The organism is Kineothrix sp. IPX-CK (assembly GCF_039134705.1).
In the GTDB taxonomy this organism is placed as follows: domain Bacteria; phylum Bacillota; class Clostridia; order Lachnospirales; family Lachnospiraceae; genus Kineothrix; species Kineothrix sedimenti.
Genome location: NZ_CP146256.1, coordinates 4670906 through 4690213, shown reverse-complemented (window position 1 = coordinate 4690213; position 19308 = coordinate 4670906). Strand labels below are relative to the sequence as shown.

General features: G+C 42.0%; 18 protein-coding genes. 6 read left to right on the top strand and 12 right to left on the bottom strand.

Annotated elements, in window-relative coordinates:
• Positions 1–38: 38 nt before the first annotated feature.
• The 4 genes from V6984_RS22125 to V6984_RS22110 all read left to right on the top strand — a co-directional run bounded on the left by V6984_RS22125 (position 39) and on the right by V6984_RS22110 (position 2066).
• On the top strand, positions 39–623 hold the full coding sequence (locus tag V6984_RS22125; RefSeq protein WP_342757757.1) for a TetR/AcrR family transcriptional regulator: 585 nt from the start codon (positions 39–41) through the stop codon (positions 621–623).
• A 79-nt stretch (positions 624–702) separates the two neighbouring features.
• The gene (locus V6984_RS22120) at positions 703–1002 is read left to right on the top strand and encodes a hypothetical protein (RefSeq protein ID WP_342757756.1); all 300 of its coding nucleotides are present in this window, start codon (positions 703–705) and stop codon (positions 1000–1002) included.
• Between the two features lie 41 nt (positions 1003–1043).
• Complete coding sequence (locus V6984_RS22115; RefSeq protein ID WP_342757755.1) at positions 1044–1502, top strand: FMN-binding protein; 459 nt, start codon at positions 1044–1046, stop codon at positions 1500–1502.
• A gap of 15 nt (positions 1503–1517) precedes the next feature.
• Positions 1518–2066 carry a hypothetical protein gene (locus tag V6984_RS22110; RefSeq protein ID WP_342757754.1) on the top strand — a complete coding sequence of 183 codons (549 nt, stop codon included), beginning with the start codon at positions 1518–1520 and terminating at the stop codon, positions 2064–2066.
• A 214-nt stretch (positions 2067–2280) separates the two neighbouring features.
• Here the strand turns inward: V6984_RS22110 and V6984_RS22105 are convergent, their stop codons facing one another.
• The 7 genes from V6984_RS22105 to V6984_RS22075 all read right to left on the bottom strand — a co-directional run bounded on the left by V6984_RS22105 (position 2281) and on the right by V6984_RS22075 (position 11170).
• Complete coding sequence (locus V6984_RS22105; protein WP_342757753.1) at positions 2281–4329, bottom strand: methyl-accepting chemotaxis protein; 2049 nt, start codon at positions 4327–4329, stop codon at positions 2281–2283.
• 163 nt (positions 4330–4492) lie between these two features.
• The gene (locus tag V6984_RS22100; protein ID WP_342757752.1) at positions 4493–5386 is read right to left on the bottom strand and encodes an aldo/keto reductase; all 894 of its coding nucleotides are present in this window, start codon (positions 5384–5386) and stop codon (positions 4493–4495) included.
• A gap of 20 nt (positions 5387–5406) precedes the next feature.
• Positions 5407–6396 carry an ABC transporter permease subunit gene (locus tag V6984_RS22095; protein ID WP_342757751.1) on the bottom strand — a complete coding sequence of 330 codons (990 nt, stop codon included), beginning with the start codon at positions 6394–6396 and terminating at the stop codon, positions 5407–5409.
• A complete protein-coding gene (locus tag V6984_RS22090) occupies positions 6393–7922 on the bottom strand; it encodes a sugar ABC transporter ATP-binding protein (RefSeq protein ID WP_342757750.1) in 1530 nt (509 codons plus the stop codon). Before V6984_RS22090 ends, V6984_RS22095 begins: the two co-directional genes overlap by 4 nt.
• Positions 7923–8020: 98 nt before the next feature.
• Positions 8021–9169, bottom strand: coding sequence for a galactose ABC transporter substrate-binding protein (locus tag V6984_RS22085; RefSeq protein ID WP_342757749.1), 1149 nt, complete (start codon positions 9167–9169; stop codon positions 8021–8023).
• Between the two features lie 79 nt (positions 9170–9248).
• Positions 9249–10097, bottom strand: coding sequence for a class II fructose-bisphosphate aldolase (locus V6984_RS22080; protein ID WP_342757748.1), 849 nt, complete (start codon positions 10095–10097; stop codon positions 9249–9251).
• Positions 10098–10225: 128 nt separating this feature from the next.
• On the bottom strand, positions 10226–11170 hold the full coding sequence (locus tag V6984_RS22075) for a sugar kinase (RefSeq protein WP_342757747.1): 945 nt from the start codon (positions 11168–11170) through the stop codon (positions 10226–10228).
• Between the two features lie 365 nt (positions 11171–11535).
• On the opposite strand from V6984_RS22075, the gene V6984_RS22070 reads away from it, so the two are divergent.
• On the top strand, positions 11536–12294 hold the full coding sequence (locus tag V6984_RS22070; RefSeq protein WP_342757746.1) for a GntR family transcriptional regulator: 759 nt from the start codon (positions 11536–11538) through the stop codon (positions 12292–12294).
• Positions 12295–12564: 270 nt separating this feature from the next.
• On the opposite strand, the gene V6984_RS22065 is transcribed toward V6984_RS22070, so the two are convergent.
• From V6984_RS22065 to trmB, 3 genes are all read right to left on the bottom strand, one after another.
• Positions 12565–14361 (bottom strand): GH25 family lysozyme, encoded by a 1797-nt coding sequence (locus tag V6984_RS22065; RefSeq protein ID WP_342757745.1) that lies wholly within the window; start codon positions 14359–14361, stop codon positions 12565–12567.
• A 70-nt stretch (positions 14362–14431) separates the two neighbouring features.
• Complete coding sequence (gene trxA / locus V6984_RS22060; RefSeq protein ID WP_342757744.1) at positions 14432–14755, bottom strand: thioredoxin; 324 nt, start codon at positions 14753–14755, stop codon at positions 14432–14434.
• A 15-nt stretch (positions 14756–14770) separates the two neighbouring features.
• Positions 14771–15412, bottom strand: coding sequence for a tRNA (guanosine(46)-N7)-methyltransferase TrmB (gene trmB / locus V6984_RS22055; RefSeq protein WP_342757743.1), 642 nt, complete (start codon positions 15410–15412; stop codon positions 14771–14773).
• Between the two features lie 182 nt (positions 15413–15594).
• On the opposite strand from trmB, the gene V6984_RS22050 reads away from it, so the two are divergent.
• The gene (locus V6984_RS22050) at positions 15595–17109 is read left to right on the top strand and encodes a D-alanyl-D-alanine carboxypeptidase family protein (protein ID WP_342757742.1); all 1515 of its coding nucleotides are present in this window, start codon (positions 15595–15597) and stop codon (positions 17107–17109) included.
• Between the two features lie 296 nt (positions 17110–17405).
• On the opposite strand, the gene V6984_RS22045 is transcribed toward V6984_RS22050, so the two are convergent.
• Together V6984_RS22045 and V6984_RS22040 are read right to left on the bottom strand one after the other, a co-directional pair.
• The gene (locus tag V6984_RS22045) at positions 17406–18356 is read right to left on the bottom strand and encodes a 3'-5' exonuclease (protein ID WP_342757741.1); all 951 of its coding nucleotides are present in this window, start codon (positions 18354–18356) and stop codon (positions 17406–17408) included.
• A gap of 81 nt (positions 18357–18437) precedes the next feature.
• Complete coding sequence (locus tag V6984_RS22040; RefSeq protein WP_342757740.1) at positions 18438–19262, bottom strand: alpha/beta hydrolase; 825 nt, start codon at positions 19260–19262, stop codon at positions 18438–18440.
• Positions 19263–19308: the final 46 nt, after the last annotated feature.

The window sequence follows — 19308 nt, the reverse complement described above, 5'->3', positions numbered from 1 at the left end:
TTCATTCATACTCTGGCTGTTAACTTGGAGGTATATCAGTGGAAGATAAAAAGTTATTAATTTACGACTGCGCAAAAGAACTGTTTCGCGAAAAGGGATTCAAGGACACCAATATTTCCGAGATCACAAAAAAAGCCGGAATGGCGGTGGGAACTTTTTATAACTATTATTCCTCTAAAGAAAAACTCTTTATGGATATTTTTCTGGAAGAGAATAGTAAACTGAAGCAAGCATGCTTTCAATCGCTTGACCTGGAACAGAGCCCTATGGACGTAGTAGGGCAGATGCTTAAATTAAATGTTGAGGGGACAAAGGCAAATCCTATTCTGAGGGAATGGTACAATAGAAGCGTCTTTGAAAAGCTGGAGCAAGTATATCGTGAAGACAACGGCATTGATACAGTTGATTTTCTATATGACAACTTTCTGGAACTAATAGTTCTTTGGCAGAAGCGCGGGAAAATACGAAATGACATAGATAGTAAAATGATTATGATGATTTTTGCGGCTATTATAAATGCCGACACACATAAGGAGGAAATCGGGCTTGAATATTTTCCGGAACTTTTACATCTTATGACGGAGCTTATTATGAAAAGCCTGATAAACTGCTCCGATAGTTAAACGGAGTAGTATTTTCAGAGCTAAAAATGAATGAGTAAAAAAATATTCATTCATAATATTTATTTAAGGAGGTTAATTTATGGGAGACATGAATTCTGTTAAACCAAAAAGTATTCGAATTGAAGTTACCGAAAACGGGGTTTTGACCGCCAATGTGCGTATTCCATATTTTGTCGTGAAAATGGGGCTTAAGTTCGGACAGATGGCAAATAACTCAAAAAAGAAAGGAGATGCCGAAAATGAACTGGAACGGCTCAAGGATATCGATATGGATGCCATCTTTGAAGCACTGGACAGCGGTGAAATGACATTGCCTTGTGTTCTTGTTGAGGTTGACGAACCGGATAAAAACGAGCATGTAAAAATCACTCTGGAATAGGATGCTTAACGTATAATTTTACAAAGATCGGAGGAATGTAAATGACGGCTTTTAAAACAGGTGCAAAAAAGGGCAAAATCCGGCTTATCCTTTTGATTATTGCAGGTATCATTGTCCTAAGTACGATAATCGCACTTCTCGCCGATGCGCCAGGACGCCGGGAGCTTCAAATACTTACCATCGGAAATATTGACTTCACAAAACTTCAGGATGGAACCTATATCGGAGAATATAACGCCGCAAAGGGAAATCTCAGGGATGCCAGCGTTGAAGTTACCATATCCGAAGGTAAAATTACAAAGATAAATATACTGGAAGGTGCGCTGGACAGTGACGGAAACTCTGCCGAATTGACAAAAGGAAAAACCATGGATGATTTGTTCCAAAAAGTGATGGAATCGAAATCGCTGCAGGTGGACGCAATCAGCGGGGCAACGCTCACTTCCAAAGCACACCTGAAAGCACTGGAAAATGCGCTGAAACAAGCGGTAAAACAATAGTTGGGGAGATATTTCATGAATATTGCAGTTATTTCTTATTCTTACACCGGCAACAATGATATGCTTGCCGAATTCGTGGCAAAGGGCCTATCAGCAAAGCATATTAAGATCACAGCACAAAGGCCTGTGACAATGCGGACTATCATAATGGATATGCTTTTTGCCCGGACACCGGAGGTACGGCCTGCTACGGACGTGATCACTCAGTATGACTTAATCCTTTTTTGCGGTCCTGTCTGGATGGGGCATGTAGCTTCACCGATCAGAGCATTTTTACGCTATTTAAAATCCAATCCGCAAGCATATGGTTTTCTTTCCATCAGCGGCGGGGCAGATGGTGAAAATAAAACACTGCACAGAGAGCTTTTGAAACGAACAGGAAAAAAACCTGTTATCCTGCTCGATCGGCATATAAAGACTTTGATTTCCAAAGGTTCAAAGCCGACTCGAAACGATACTTCGGAATATAAAATCAGCGAAGCGGAGGCAAATCGACTTTCAGAAGCAGCAGTGAAAGAAATAAACAGGCTTTCTAAACATCTGCTCAACTCTGCTACAGTATAACTAGTGTGCTGACACGTTGGCACTTGGGCTAATGACGCAGAATGAATTTTCCGTCTGCAAGGCGGAGGAATGAGGCGTAGCGGTGGCTACGTCGATTGACGCCAACGAAGCAGATGGAAATTCAGGCAAGTTATTAGACAAGATGTCAGCGTGCCAGCACACTAGCCTAATAGCCTGATTGGCAAAGGGCTGCCTCTTGGCAGCCCTTCTTTCTCTATAATTTAAACTTATTCACCACATCATATAGCTGTTTAGATATCTCATTCTGTTCCGTGGACATATCCCCTACTTCGGTCACTGTCTTTTCCATAACAAGGATGGATTCTATAATTTTGCTGCTATTATCGGAGGTACTTTGAGTGGAGTAAGCTATGCTTTGCACCGCCTGACTCACTTCGTTTATAACATGTTCTATTCCCCTGGACATCTCCGATATTTTTTCTGAGAAGTCCTTGATCGTCTCCGCATCCGACTCATACTGTATTGCTGTATGGACGAAGGCTTCATAGTCTGGGGATACCGTCTCCGTAATGAATCCCAGAAGCTCCTTTGCCGTATGAATCAATAATCCAAAGGCATCTTCAATTTTTCCGGTGGTTTCCTTAATCTCATTGACTGCAGAAGCCGTCTGCCCCGCCAGCTTGCCAATTTCTCCTGCTACGACCGCGAATCCTCTTCCCTGTTCTCCCGCCCGCGCCGCTTCTATGGAAGCATTAAGAGATAGTAAATTAATTTGATCGGCAATTTCTGAAATCACATCGGCAAGCAGGCTCACGGATTCCACGATCTTTGCATTGCTCATGCTCTGTGCAAGCTCATTTTCATAAACCTTTGTCAGATCAGCTGCCTTTTCATATGAATTTCTGCTGTTCATCTTAACCTCTGTCGCGCGTTTACCGATTTCCGCGGCCAGCTCATTGCTTCTTCCCGTCTCATCAAGCAGCAAATTAGCGGAAGAATTCACTTCCTCTACCGATGCATTTACTTCCTCCGTAGCGGCGCTGGATGACATCATATCTTCATTGACCTTATTCATAATACCGGCTATATTATTAAATTGTATCGTAAGCTCTCCGGCCGCCTGTGTCAGGTTGCCGCTGGATCCATTCAGCGTCTCGGAATTCTGCGCAATATGCCCAATAATGAGCTTATTATTTACAAACATTTCGTTTAAAGAATCACTCATTTGCTTCAGTTCATCTTTCCCCTTTATTTTTAAATCATTTACAGTAAGATCGCCTTTTGATAAAATTCCTGCAAAATGGTTTACCTTCTTTAAGTTAGAGCTAAGTCTTCCAACCATATACAAAACAACGGCAAAACATAGGATAATAGACCCTGTGCTGATTCCTGCCATCTGTATAGTAAGTGCCTGGACCGGAGCATTCAGCTCACTTTCAGGAATTTCAATGATCAGCATCCAATTCAATTCAGGTAAAGTCTTAAAATATACTTGATATGTTTCACTGCCATCGGTATAGGAACCGCTTCCTTCCTTCTGCTGCAGGATCTGGCTGCCAAGTTCTGCGAGAGACGCATTCTCTTCTTCCTGAATCTTCTGCTTCATTATCTTTTCGCTGTCAGGACAGGAAAGATAACTTCCATCCGCCCCTAGCAGAAGGGCCTTTCCTCTTTCTCCTACCTGAATACCGTTTACCAGATTTTGAATTGTCGTAAGTTCAATATCTACCGTAATCGCTCCGATAAAACTGCCTTCTTGATTTTTCACCGGCACAGTACATGAAGACATAGTAACTCCTAATGTTTCATCATAATAAGGTTCCGTAAATACCGGTTCGCCCTGGGATTTCACCGCATTCTGATACCACTCATAGCTGAAATAATCATACTCTGCATTGCTGTAATCATAAGTCACCGCCGGCTGTTCCCCGTCCTTGTAAATATAAGGACCCACGTATTTCTGGGCTTTGTCAAACTGATACGGCTCAAACCAAATACCGCTCCCCATTGCCAGATCATTGGTATATATAATCTCTCCCAAAACCTTTTCATATTCTTTCAGCTTCGTAGTCTGATATGTATTGGATACTGTTGAGGAAATCATATCCGCCATCATTTCTACTTCCCTTATTTCTCTGGAAATATTTGTAATTTCTCCATTTAATTCGGACGACATCAAGTTCCCTGTTTGTTTTAAAATACTTTTTTTACTGGCATTTGCACTGCTAAAAGTAAGAAAAATCATGGATAAAATAATAATCGGTAAAATAGTGATCAACATCTTCGTTTTAATCGATTTCATCTTTTGTCCTCCTCATAAATAAAATAATTCATCTATTTTTACTTTTTCATTTTATCATATAATTTTAGCGTTGTTTTTATTATTTTGAATGTTTACATATCTTTTACGTATGAAATTAAATTGTAAAAAATGAGAACTCCTTTACGGAATTCTCACTTCAGAATTATCTTAAAACCTGTTGGCCGCTTGCCACATATATTTCATACCATTCATAATGTTCAAGCTTCACATCCAGTGCTTTTATCGCAAGGTCAAGCCTGTTCAGTTTATTACTTCCCAAAAGCGGCATCGCTTTCACCGGATGATACATCAGCCATGCATAGATGATCGTATCCGGTTCTTCCCCGTGCCTTGCTGCAATTTCCCTTATTTTCTCCATTGCTTTTTCACAATGAGAGTCTTTTCCTTTAAAAAGTCTTCCTCCTGCAAGCGGTGACCAAATCATAGGATGAACCTTATGTAATGCCAGATAATCCATCATACCGCTCTCAAAATGTTCAAAGCATACCGGATTCCATTCGATTTGATTGGTTACAAGTTCACCATCCATCGCTTTGTTCAAAGCATCGAACTTGAAGGGATCAAAATTGGATACACCGACTTCTTTTACCATTCCTGCTTTTTTTAAGTCTTTTAATGCCCTTGCCGTTTCCCACGGATCAAAGCAGGGATCCTCTCTGTGAATTAAGTACAGATCGAGATGATCCGTCTTAAGACGCTGCAGGCTTTCTTTACAGGAACGGATGATTCTATCATAAGTAGTATCATAATATCCAAAAGTACTTCCGTTAATTTCCTGTTGGAATATACCTGTCTTGGAGACAAGCTCTATTCTGTCCCTGATCGTTTTATCCTCTTCAAAAGCTTCTCCCATTAACTTCTCACACAGAGTAGCCGAATAAATCTCCGCCGTATCAAAAGTAGTTACTCCTTTTTCTATGCAGGCGTTCATATAATCTGTCAATTCCTTTGCCGTCATATTCCAGTCTTCCAGTCTCCAGAATCCCTGCACAATCGCGGAAAGAGACAGCTTATCCGATAACTTTACTCTTTTCATTTCTATTAGTTCCTTTCTTGTTAAGCATTTTTTCTCATATCCAGAGCAACCGCACTGCAAATTATAATACCCTTGATAATTAACTGCCAATTCGAGTTTACTCCGATAAAAGCCAGACCATAACTGATAAATGTAAAAATGATCACACCTATGGCCGCACCGGATACTTTTCCTATTCCGCCGCTTAAAGATACACCGCCGACCACGCAGGATGAAATCGCATCGAATTCATACGCCATACCATAGGAGCTGTTAGCGCCGCCGGTCCTTGCCACCTCCATGATACCTGCAAGTCCTACAAGGCAGCTTTCAATAATGAAGACCGCCATGATCACTTTTCCTACGTTGACACCTGATACTCTGGCCGCATCTGCATTGCCGCCTACGATATAAATATTTTTTCCGAATACTGTCTTATTCAGCACAAACCATACGATAACTACGGCTGCAATCGCAATGGCAACAAGCAAGCTGACCTGGTCAAATATTTTATAGCTGCTCAAAAATCTTAAATCTTCCCGGATTCCGCCTATAGGCTGTGAGTTATTAGGCTTTTTGGCAAAATAAAGACAGTTAATACCGTATACGATAGTAGACATACCAAATGTTGCAATGAAGGGAGCCATCTTTAATCTGGAAACCATAAATCCGTTTATTGCACCGATGGCTGCTACTGCCGCAATGGCTACAAGCATGGGAATAATAATGGGGAGTTCGGGAAGATTGGGCCAAAATCTGTTCGAGTAGGTACTCATCTGGGACATGGATGCAACCAGCACTGCCGCCAGACCTACCTGCCTGCCTCCCGCAAGATCCGTTCCTCCAATCAAAAGCGGAAACATAAGACCCAGCGCACAAATCATCTTTACTGCCGACTGTGTGATAATATCAGTGAACACACGCCACTGCAAAAAAGAAGGTTCTATAATAATAATTCCAATAATCATAAATAGCAGCACGATAACAAGTGCCTTATCGACCAAGATTTTTTTGATGTTTATAGTTTTCATTCGGAAGCCTCCTCTTTTGCCTTATTAGAAAACTTTGTTGCATACTTCATTACTTCCACCTGAGTTGCCTCGCTTTGCTTTAATACTCCGGATAGCTTTCCTTCACACATAATCATGATAGTATCCGACATGCCAAGAAGCTCCGGCATTTCTGAAGATACCATGATGATCGCTTTTCCTTTTTTTATGAGATCTCTCATAATTCTATAAATTTCATATTTCGCGCCTACATCCACACCTCTTGTGGGCTCGTCCAGAATAAGGATATCGCAGTCTGAAAGCAGCCACCTTCCTACCAGGACTTTTTGCTGATTCCCTCCGGACAGATTTTTAATCAATGTTTCCGTGCCCGCCATCCTGACATCTAAGTCTTTACATACTCTGTCCACATCTTTTTCTATTTTTTGTTTATTAATATATCCGATAATATTATCAGCCAGCTTTTTATATGCAACTGCCAGAGTATTATCCCATACGGAAAGCATGGGAATAATTCCTGTGGAACGCCTCTCTTCGGTCAGCAATGCAAATTTGTTCTTAATGGCATCCTGCGGTGTATTATTCTGGATTGTCTTACCGTCCATAGTAAGCGTTCCAGAGATAATCTTTCTGAGCCCGAAAATAGCTTCCACCAGCTCCGTTCTCTGGGCACCTACCAAACCGCCGATCCCCAATATTTCTCCTTTATAAAGTTCAAAGCTGATATGTTCAAATGAATGTTCCTCGGCACTCGTCAGATTCTCAACCTTTAAAAGCACCTTATCCTGTATGGTATCCTCGGAAGGAGGAAACCGTTCTTCCATATTACGTCCCACCATCTGATGAATTAATTCATCGATGGTTATATCCTCGATATCCCATCTTCCTACGTATTGTCCGTCGCGCATTACTGTTATTTCATCTGCAATTTCAAATATTTCTTCCAGCTTATGGGATATATATATAATAGAACGCCCTTCTGCCTTCAGACGGTTGATAATGTGAAAAAGATGTTTCGTCTCCGCAACTGTCAAAGAAGAGGTCGGTTCGTCCATTATGATAACTTTGGCATCATAAGATACCGCTTTGGCTATTTCTATTGCCTGCATCTGAGAAACGGATAAATCCTTTGCCAGTGTCTCTGCCGGAATATCAAACTCCAAATCCTGAAGCAGCTCTTCTGTCTTTGCTTTCATCCGTTCTTCATCTACAATGGGCCCTTTTTTCTCAAATCTTCCCACCCACATATTGTCTATCACATTGCGGTAAGGAATCGGATTCAATTCCTGATGTATCATGGAGATGCCTAATTTCAAAGCAGTATTCGGATCTGTGATATTCACTTTTTCGCCGTCCAGCTCTATCGTCCCTTCCTCCGGATGATACAATCCGAACAGGCATTTCATCAATGTTGATTTACCGGCACCGTTTTCTCCGATTAAAGCATGCACCGAACCCGGTCTTACTGCCAGCTGTACATTATTCAGCGCCTTTACGCCCGGAAAAGATTTTGACATATTACTTACTTTCAATCGGTACTTTTCCAAAGTAATAATCCTCCCTTGCTAAATTATAGGAAGGGTGACCGGAAGCCTTATGACTATCCGGCACCCTTTCAAACAAATCAATGATCTGACGGCACGTTTTACTGTGAAATAGAACTCATAAGTTCCAATGTGGAATCCAGGTTGCTCGAATCTACAATTACGTAAGGAACCCATACATATTTTCCATCAACCGTGCAATCAACTCCCACCACTTCTTCCGTAACCTCTTTACCTTCTTTTGCAGCTTTGATTACATTGATAATAGCATCAGACTGACTTAATCTGTCATTAAGTACCGTTCCCAATAAAGAGTCCGCTTTCATTACTTCCAACGCATCGATATTTGCATCGATTCCTACGATAGGAACAAATTTGTCCGCATCGCCATTATTATATCCATTATTGATACATGCCTGCATTGCACCCATTGCCATATTATCATTATTGCAAAGAACACCTTCTATTCCGTCAATTCCATAAGCTGTAATCCATGCATTCATCTTATCCAGCGCCTGTGCCTGATCCCAGTTGGCTGTATCCATCGCCAGTACTTCATAATCAATACCCTGTGCTTTTAAAGTTTCCTCATAAGCCTGGGTACGAAGCACAACGTCCTGCTGCCCGATTTCTCCCTGCAAAATAACGAGCTGAAGAACTCCGTCCTTATTCTTATCTGCAACTTCTTTATTGCTGTTCCAGTAATTTATTAATGCCTGCGCACACATTTCACCTGACTCCTTAGCCTGAGCGCCTACATAATAAATATTGTCATAGGTCTGCATAGTCGTCTCCATAGGTTCCATGTTAAAAAATACTGCCGGCACCCCTTCTTCGTTCGTCTTCTGAGCCATAGTCTCCGTACTTTCACGATCAGGTGCACAGATAGCAACAACATCGGTACCTTTCGTCAAAGCCGCCTCAAGCTTACTGATTGCTGTGGAAACGTCATTTGCTGCATCCTGCATATCAAGAGTGATACCGCCTATTTTTTCTTCTTCGTTCTGCATGATGATTCTAAAGCCGCTTTGGAACTGGTCATCAAACGCCCTCCAAATAACAGTGGATTTTACATCAGAGGCTGTTTCTGCCGCAGGCTCCTCCTCCTGCGCCTCTTCTTCCGGCTCCTCCTTAGCAGAAGCGGGAGTCTCTGCCGCAGGTGCTTCCTGTGCGGTTTCTTTTGCACCGCATGCCATTAAAGATAACGTCATAACTGCTGCCAATAATACACTTACCATTCTCTTTTTCATATAACCTGTCCTCCATTTTAAATTAACTAGCAATTATAGTTTTATATAATACCCTTTTCAAGGCATAATATCATTGGGATCACTTCTCGAATCTGAAATCCTTCATCTTGCCTTTAATAAGCTCTTTTGCCGCATTTTTAGAATTAATGAACATTGCCGTATTATATTTGAATCCGGGCTGTTTCTTCAGTTCTTCAAAAGAATTGGCCACCGCTGTAAGAACGTCCGTAGCCACATTGATCTTCCGGATACCGTTACGTATGGATTCCTGTACCTGATCGATAGGCGTTCCGGAGCCTCCATGCAATACAAGAGGTACTTCGACTACTTCCTGGATCGCTTTCAGCCTTTCTATGTTCAACTGAGGCGCTGCTATGTAATGTCCATGCTGTGTTCCGATGCTGACTGCCAGGCAATCGACGCCTGTCCTTTCCACGAATTCCTTTGCTTCCTGCGGATCGGTCTGTGCGCCTTCCGGACCCTTTACCACTAAGTTTCCTTCTTCACCTACAAGTTTTCCCAGTTCTCCCTCTACTGTAATACCTAATGTGTGCGCATAATCCACTACTTTTTTGGTGAGCGCTATGTTCTCTTCAAACGGAAGGGACGAGCCATCGATCATAACGGAAGAATATCCCGCCTGAATAGCCTGTACGCATTCTTCATAGGTACGGCAATGGTCTAAATGAAGCGCAATAGGCACTTTTGAATTTGCCGCAGCTCTTTTTACGGTCTCTACCGTTCCTTCGAATCCTCCCATTAGATCACAGCAATCTGTTCCGGTAATAAAGATTACCGGGCAATTGAGTTCGGATCCTGCCTCGATAGCCGCCAGTGCAGTCTCATAAGAAACTGTTACAAACGCGCCGTATGCAACTTTTTGTTCCTCCGCTAATTTGAGAATTTCTTTCATTGGTGCAAATTTCATAACTTTCATCCTTTCTTCTTACGGATTTTATATAGTGTGTGTGAATCCGTAAATATGTTAGTGAGCATTTATTTTTCAAGCTTATTATTTTATTAAGCTTGATAATAACTAAATTGTGCAGCGACATTTTATTGATAGTTTTCTTTGTAAAAAAGATAAGCTTCTTCAAAATTGGGGATTCCTGCCGTTCCTCCTACGGCACCTACATTTTTAGTCGCAACGCTTACGGCAAGCTGAGTGCTGGAAAAAACATCGAAGCCTCTTGCCAGGCCGCTTACCAGACCTGCCATAAAAGAGTCCCCTGCGCCGGTCGTATCAACTACCGGCATATTTTCCGGACATCTAATAAATCTTTTATGCTTAAAATCCGTGACAAAACAGCCTGAGGCTCCTAATTTAATTCCAAATATTTTTATAGAAAACGGCCTGAAATATTCTGCTATTTTTTCTGGATTTGTTTCCCCGGTTATTTTAATCGCTTCATCGATGCTGGGAAAAAACACATCTGTCTCCATAAAGGCCGGAGCCAAATATTTCAGCCAATCCCTGTGGGGATCCTCTCTGTTGATGGCCGCATCCATAACGGTTATTTTCCCTTGCCCGTGTGCTCTCGAGAATACGCTGTGTATGCCTTCCTCGTCCATTTTACGTAGAGCCATGGCGGAACCGATATAAATAATATCTGCATCCTCAATTGCCTTATCTGAAATATCTTTACCCTGCAATCTTCCAAAAATAGATTTTTCCGAAAGGAAATGTCTTTCTCCCTTTTCGTCGATCAGCGCATAGGAAGCCGCAGTGGCACTCTCTTCATCATAAATTACGCCGGAAACATCAATGTTATATTTCTTACATTCATTCAGAATAAACTTGCCATTTGTATCACTCGAGATCCTTCCTATTATTGATACGGGATTATCTAATTTAGCAAGACCAATTGCTACATTTAAAGCATCTCCTCCGCAGCATACGGACGGTTTATTGATGCTCACACTATCCAGCTCCAAAATATTGGAGGGCACAGGAGAAAGCAATGTGTCGCATACCATCATTCCTATACAAAGTATCTTCATGATAAGTTGTTATCCTTTTCTCGGTTAAATATTATTTTTGATTTCTTTTTATTGTATTGTACGTACATTGGTATGTTATTATAATTGCATATGTGATAAAAAAAGTCAATATATTATTTTATTTTTATATATAATGCCCAATTTTTGATGCTTTTTAATCGAATGATTTTGTACGAAATTTCTGAATCATATCTTTTTCTCTTGCAATTTTCATTTTTATATCATATGATTACTATAATATTTATTACTGATATGCTAATTGTTTTATTATCCGAACATAATTATATTTTTATACGGACTATCAATGTATCATTAGCATATAAAACATGTAAATGAGTAACAAATAATTATTAAGGGGGAAAATCATGCAACTATTCCAAAAGAAGATAGATAAAAGTACACCGATTCCGTTGTACTTTCAACTAAAAACAATTTTATTAAATGATATCAAAGACAACTGCTTTGCAGTAGGAGATGCGATCCCTACGGAAAGCGAATTGGTAGAATTTTATCACATCAGCCGTTCTACGGTGAGACAGGCTATATCGGAACTCGTTCAGGAAGGGTGGCTGATAAGAAAAGCCAGTAAAGGAACCTTTGTAACGAAGCCGGAGCAGAACTCCAGCTACATTCGTTCTTTCGAACCTTTCTATCAGCAGATTTCAAGATTGGGAAAAACGCCCCGGACAGAACTGATTGATCTAAGCGTTGTTACTCCCACATCGGAAATTGCCGAAAAATTGAATCTAAAGCCGGACCAAAAAGTCATCTCTATGTTCAGAAGGCGCTTTGCCGATGATATTCCCATGGTAACTTTTCAAAATTATATACCATATGACTTATGTTCTTTTATTCTGAGCTATGATTTCAAATCTTATTCTTTATATGAATTATTAATGACCAATCCGGAAACGCAGATTGCCAATACAAAAACCATTGTTTCTGCAATGAATGCTACTTCCGAAGATATTGAACTGCTGAATGTAAAGGTAAATGCTCCTATGCTTTACTTCCATAACATATCTACTACGTCGGAAGGTGTTATTATTGATTATGCCTTTGCTCATTACCGGGGTGATTTAAACAAATTTGAGTTTGACGGCAGCCCAAAATATTATCCTTAAAACCAGACCGATACAAGCAGTTTTTGCTCTATAGGAATCATTACCTTATCCCGTTACCATAGCAAGGCCTTTCCTATAAGAGAACAAAAGTGTGCTTCGCACACTCTTGCGCTAAATACGCCGGCAGCACAGCTTTTGTTCCGCGCGCGAAGCTGCGCACCGCTTTTATCTTATAGGACGTACTTTCCTATAAGATAAAAAACAAAGGAGCATTTGTACATTCAAATGCTCCTTTGTTAGTAACTCAAATATTATTAATAATTTATCTTTTTACTGCACCGGTGTCAGATAGCTGCTCACCGCATATACCGTCTGTCCGTTATAGTCCAGTCTTGACCACCCCGTATTCGGGTTAATTCCTGTTCTGGTCACAACATCCCCATTCCTTATCGTTGCCACTACCGTACCTTCGTTTGCCGTACTCGGTTCCGTACGCAGATTGCATTCAATCTTCGGTGTCACCTGCTCGTTGACATCGGTATAGACGGAAGTATCAGGAGTCGTCTGTACATATCCTAAATCGGTAGTCAGATAGCTGCTGATGGCATACAAGGTCTGTCCGTTATAATCTACCTGTGACCAGCCGTTGCTTCCGATTCCGGTACGTGTTACCGTTTCTCCGTTCTGGAGTACCGCCACTATCGTATCATCACTTGACGAACTGGCTGCGCTCCTTAGATTGGTTACCTTCTTAGCCGTCACCGTCTCGTTCACCGGCTGGTAAATGGAGGATGGCTGTACTGCTGCTGCCGGAGCCTCATATTCCAGCTCCGTAGTCAAATAGCTGCTCACCGCATATACCCTTTGCCCATTATACTCAAGCCTTGACCATCCGCTGGCAGAAATACCGGTTCTGGTTACCACCTCTTTGTTCTTCAACTTTCCCACGATTGTATCTTCGCTGGCTGTACTCGGTATTGAACGAAGATTTGTCTCTATTTTCGCGGTTACCTGCTCATTTACTTCCGCCATATCCAGCAGTGCCTCCGGGTCTGCTTCTACCGCTTCATAAGGAGTGTCATCCACCGCCTCCGCCGCCTGACTATAGCTGAAATAAGCCACATTCATATCCACGCCCTTTGGAACACCGGGCACCGTGCCCTGACTAGTGTACTGCCACATAGCATGAGTGCCGCTGTAGCTGGACGAGACAGTCTGAGGATAAGGAAGCTCAGGATACTGAGATACCCATATCTTGTACTTACTGCTTAGCTCATCCGTATCCCACAGCGCATTTCCCTGCATCTCATTTTTCGCTGCGTAGAACATAGGAGTATATCCCTTGCTCTGTACATAATCCAGGAATGCAGCCGCACAGTCGCTCCTTACACTTTTCTCCAAGCCGTACTGCCTGCTTTCCGAGGACTGGAAACCTTCGCAGTTATAAACTACCGGATAGGTGATGGGATACTGGGCGATGAAGCTCGTTACCCATGCAGCTTCCTCTCTGGCCTCTTCCTGAGTTATCGCTGTTGAGAAAAAATAAACACCTAATTTAAGCCCTGCTTCTTTAGCCTGCTGCATATTATATTTTGCTAATGGATCCTCCATAATGATTCCCGTTTTCTGGGTACGGTAGCCCACACGGATAATAGCGAATTCTACGCCGGAGTCCGCTACTTGCTGCCAGTCTATGGTTCCCTGCCATTTGGCCACATCGATGCCATAGGAAACCTCTCCTGTTTCATTGGCCCCTTTAATCACCGCACTTATATCCGACGCTGCTCCTGCGCCGTCCTCACCCATGCTTTCCGCTTCCTGAGGGTCCTCATCATCGTCCATCTCCGCTACATCGGCGACTACATGCAAATCTTCTGTCTCCGCATCAGCTTCTCCTTCTGCCTCCTTCAGGGGCTCCTCTTCGGCCGGTTCCTGAGTTTCCTCAAGTACCTGAACGGCAGCCACCTCCGTATCCTCCTTTTTCTCTCCAAAAAATACGGACTTTACCAAGATAACAGCAAGTACCAGCACAAGAAGGATAGCGGCTCCCGATCCGGCCACCACCGCTACATGCTTCTTGTTGTACCTCACACGTTTTTTTCTATGCTCACTCATTAAAATATCCACGCCTTTCCTGCCGGCTGAAAACAACAAGAAACACCCGCTGAGCGAGTGTTCTTAACATTTAAAACTTCGATTACTTCGTCAGCGCCTCTTGCAGCTTATTCTCTAAATCCGCCTTAGATACACCTCCGACGGTTACGCTTACTGCTTCTCCCCCTTTAAATATGATAAACGTAGGTATGGACATCACTCGATATTTCTGTGCTACCTCCATTTCCTCATCCACATTGCACTTACCTATCTTTACCTTCCCTTCCAGCTCTTTCGCAAGCTCCACCACCACAGGAGCCATCATCTTACAGGGTCCGCACCAATCTGCAAAAAAATCCACCAATACCGGAACATCCGATTTCAGAACCTCTTCCTCAAAATTTGCCGTTGTAAATTTGTATTCCATATGAAACCTCTCTTTCTATCTCACAATAATATATTTATAAATAGGATTACCTAAAGAAGAAAATTTATCTTCATATTCGGTCATTATATTTCCCCGCATCATCTCCTCGTCACGGTGCAGGTCGTAAGTCACCTTCTCTGCTCTCCAGCCGGCGTTTTCCAACTCCTCCAAGGCGAATAGGAACAAATCCTTATTGTCCGTCTTGAATTCCAGATGTCCTTCCTTTGCCAATATCTTATCATAGCGTGCGAGGAATTCCTTAGACGGCAGACGGCGCTTAGCGTGTCTGTCCTTGGGCCACGGGTCGGAAAAATTGAGATAAATCCTCTCCACCTCCTTTTCCCGGAAGACCTCCGTAATGGTCTCGGCATCCATCCGTACAAAACGGATATTTGGCAGAGCTTCCTTCTGCTCCATCTTTTGTATTGCTCGCAGCAAAACACTGGAATATTTTTCGATCCCGATATAATTAATGTCCGGATAAGCCTTCGCCATATCCATGATAAAACGGCCTTTTCCCATTCCTATTTCGATGTGTATGGGCCGGTCATTACCAAAGACACTCCGCCAGCTTCCCTTTTGCTTCTCCGGCTCCCTAATAACGAATTCGCTTTCACCGATAATTTCTCTCGAGCCTGATATATTCCGTAAACGCATAAAGCTGCTCCTTAATTTTCTTATGCTTCATTTTACACCACAAAACGATAAATGAAAAGCCCCAACCGGACGCGATGATTTATTTATTAAATATTATTATTTTTTTGTAATTATCTTTGGTTTTTAGATAAAATAGTGTATTATTAGAATAATGTTTAAATTTTGAATAGGAGTGTCATTTTATGTCTTTTAATCATTTCAGGCTTAATAAAAAGCCTTTTTATCTTCATAAATTAAAGAAAAAACTCTGTCTTTTTACTCTGTCGGCCGCCATATTTTCCTCCGCTTTTGCAGCAGATACTGCATATGTACAGGCAGCTAGTCTGGACGAGCTTACTCAGGCTATGGAGAATAGAAAAACCCTTCCCATCCAGTCCAACGAAATAGAGAACTGGCCCGCAGGTCCTCAGATCGGCGCCGAATCGGCCATTGTCATGGAAGCTAATACGGGAACAATCCTATACAGCAAGAACATTCATGAACAATTATATCCCGCCAGCACCACCAAGATTCTTACCTGCTTGATAGCAGCCGAGAATTCCTCTCTGGACGAAATGGTCACCTTCTCCCGCAACGCCGTTTTCTCCATTCCCAGAGGAAGCTCGAATATGGGTATGGACGAAGGACAGTCTATTACTATGGAGGAATGCTTATATGGAATCCTTATCGGGTCAGCCAATGAGGTTGCCAATGCGGTTGCGGAGCATGTGGGCGGCAGCATAGAGGGCTTTGCAGAAATGATGAATGAAAAGGCCAAAGAGCTAGGCTGTACCGATTCTCATTTTGTCAATGCTAACGGCCTGCACGACGACGACCATTATACTTCCGCTTATGACCTCGCCACCATCGCCCGGGCTTTTTATAAGAACGAACTCCTGGCAAAAATATCAGGTATGCCTTCTTATCATTTCGAACCTACCGCCACCCAGCCCGACGACTTCATCCTTCGCACGCACCATAAGATTGTGAATAACGAATATCCCTGTGAAGGTATCATCGGCGGCAAGACCGGTTATACAGATAACTCCAGACAGACTCTTGTAAGCTGTGCGGAACGAAACGGCATGAAGCTCATCTGTGTTATTATGAAGGAGGAATCCCCCAAACAGTTTACAGATACGGTAGATTTGTTTCAATACGGCTTCAGCAATTTTGAAATCGTCAATGTATCGGAGAACGAGACAAACTATGATATAAACAACGCCGATTTTTTCCAGACAGACAACGATATCTTCGGCAACTCCAAACCGGTTCTGTCCCTCAACAAGGACAGCTATATCGTACTTCCGAAGACGGCAGTTTTCCAGGATACACAATCTTCTATCTCTTATGATGTCGAAAGCGACAGCCAGATTGCCAAAATCGATTATACTTATAACGGCGTATACGTAGGAAACGCGACTGTGGATATCGCTCTTAACACGGAATCCTCTTACGATTTCGACACCTCCATAGAAGGCACCGCTTCCGACGCGCCGGAAGCAGACAGTGAGGATCCTCAGGAGAATGTTATATTTGTCAATGTGAAAAGGGTCTTATCCTTTATTCTTATCGTTGCGGGCATATTAATTCTCTTATTCGTAGTGAAATCTGTCATACAGAATTACAGTTTCGCAAAAAGGCGCAGAAGCCGTCTGCGGAGAAAAAGCAGACGAAAGAATAGAATGCGCTCCCAGTACAAAGATTTTGATTTTTAGCAGCTGCGCGTCCATTTTTTATGTAACAGGAGCACTTTCCCATTATAGATTAGAGTTCCAAAAGCCTTACAGACAACTTAGCTTCGGCAATTTGCACAAACACAGACTTGGCTATAGTGATACAAAACATAGTTCAATGAGCAACTGTATGAAGTCGTTGGTACTTAGACCCTGTATTTTAGGGTCTTATGTACCACTACGTACTTCATCCAAGCGAGAGCGTGTTGCGAATGAACTATATTTTGTATCACACTATTGAAATTGAAATTGTGCAAATTGCCGAATCATTATTTTGTTTACCTTCCGTACTTATTTCTTTCTTTTTTCTGCTGCCTGGCCCGTCCCTGCTTCTCTTTGATTTCGAGCACATCCTCTTCCGATATAAATTTCGTGGTCTTTATGGCATATATCTTATCGTTCTCCGATTTCTTGATACGCACTTTTGCTTTCATGAAACCGTGGCTGTTACAATAGCCTACACTGTAGTAATGCTTTCCGTTAGGAGTAAACCACTTAATTTTACGCTTGATATTCTTCCGGCAAAGATAGCACTTGGTACTCATAATTTCCCTGTCATCCAGCACATCCTGCTTACTGTCGAATTCTCTGGAAATGTACTTTGTATAATTATCAAATACCGCATACACTTCTTCTTTCTTGCTCGCCGGTGCCACAAAAACATCAAAGGAAAAATTGCTGAGCAGTTCCTTGTCGATATGTGCCAGTATTTTTGCAGTATAATATGCATCGCTGAAAGCTCTGTGAAAGGGAATGTCCTTTCCTATATTCAGAAAATCGATAGCATACTCCAAGGTTCTTCTGGACTTCTTGTCCTCGAAGCCGATGCTGAATAGCTTTTGCACGTCATAAAATTTCAACGGCCTGTCCGAAAGCAGTGGTATATCGTAATAGCGCATATTCCGCTGAAGTTCAGTCAAATCCAAAGGCCCCCAAGTACAAAACATATAATCCGTTCCGCACCATGTAAGAAAATCATGTATGACATCAATAAAAAAACTCTCGTTCTCCAGCTCTTCTATCTGCAAATGTATCAATTTTCTAGTAATATGGTGCATTTCATGATATATCTGAGGCTTAATCAACCGGTTGAACTCCCCGGTAATTTCAAAATTGTCGTTCAGTTTTAAAGCGCCAATTTCTATAATTTCAAAAGGGACGGTTTTTACTTCTTCATCTTTTCCGGTATTGCTTTGATTCCATTCTAAATCAAACACTATATAATTCATGTCAAATACCTTTTCCTTTGCAAAACAGTCCTAATCCTAAGATGTCCATTTCTTTTATTTTGAATACTTTTAATACAAATGTCAAGCTGGATGCAACTCCTCAATTACATTAATAAATATCCGGTTAAATTTGTCCAATTCATCATACATGATTCCGTGTCCGCTATTTTCAAGAGTATACAGCTTGGAACCTCGGATGCTCATATGCTGAATTCTCACGAGATCATTGGATACAACAATATCCTTGGCGCCATGTATAATTGCAGTAGGTACAGACACTGCTGCCAGATCCTTTCTCCCGTCCTCATCCCGAAGGGAAATTGCTGTTTTCAAAGTTCCGATTCCCGATGCGGAAAGCGCTATATCCTCAAACCAATTTTTAGCTGCCTCGCTTTGAGGACACGCGAATAACTGGTTATGAGTAAATTCATGAACAAGCTTAGGCCTATCGGTACATACCTGCTCAATTAATCCATCCACATAACTTCTTGTAAGTCCATAAGGATAACCGGGGCGCTGCGTCCATGAAGGAGCCGCTGCCGCTAACAGAATCAACTGCTTTACTCCGTATCCCTGATATATGTTCATGTACCGTAATGCGATCGCTCCGCCCATGGAGAATCCTACCAAAACAATATCCGTAAGGCGAAGCGCCGTAATAATTCCATAAATATCCGCTGCCATCCGATCATAGGAATAACCGCAGGCCGGAGCATCAGAGTTGTCAAAGCCTCTTAAATCAATTGACACTACCCGATAACCACAGGCAATTAATCTCTCTACCTGATATTCGTAGATTTTATGGGAGAGCGGCCAGCCGTGAATAAGAAAAACCGTATGAGTCCCGCCGCAATCATAATTATATACTGCTATTTTTACATTATCTGAGGAAGTAATATAGAACATAGATATATCCTTAATATTTAAGTTATATTATTATATGTACTTTCCT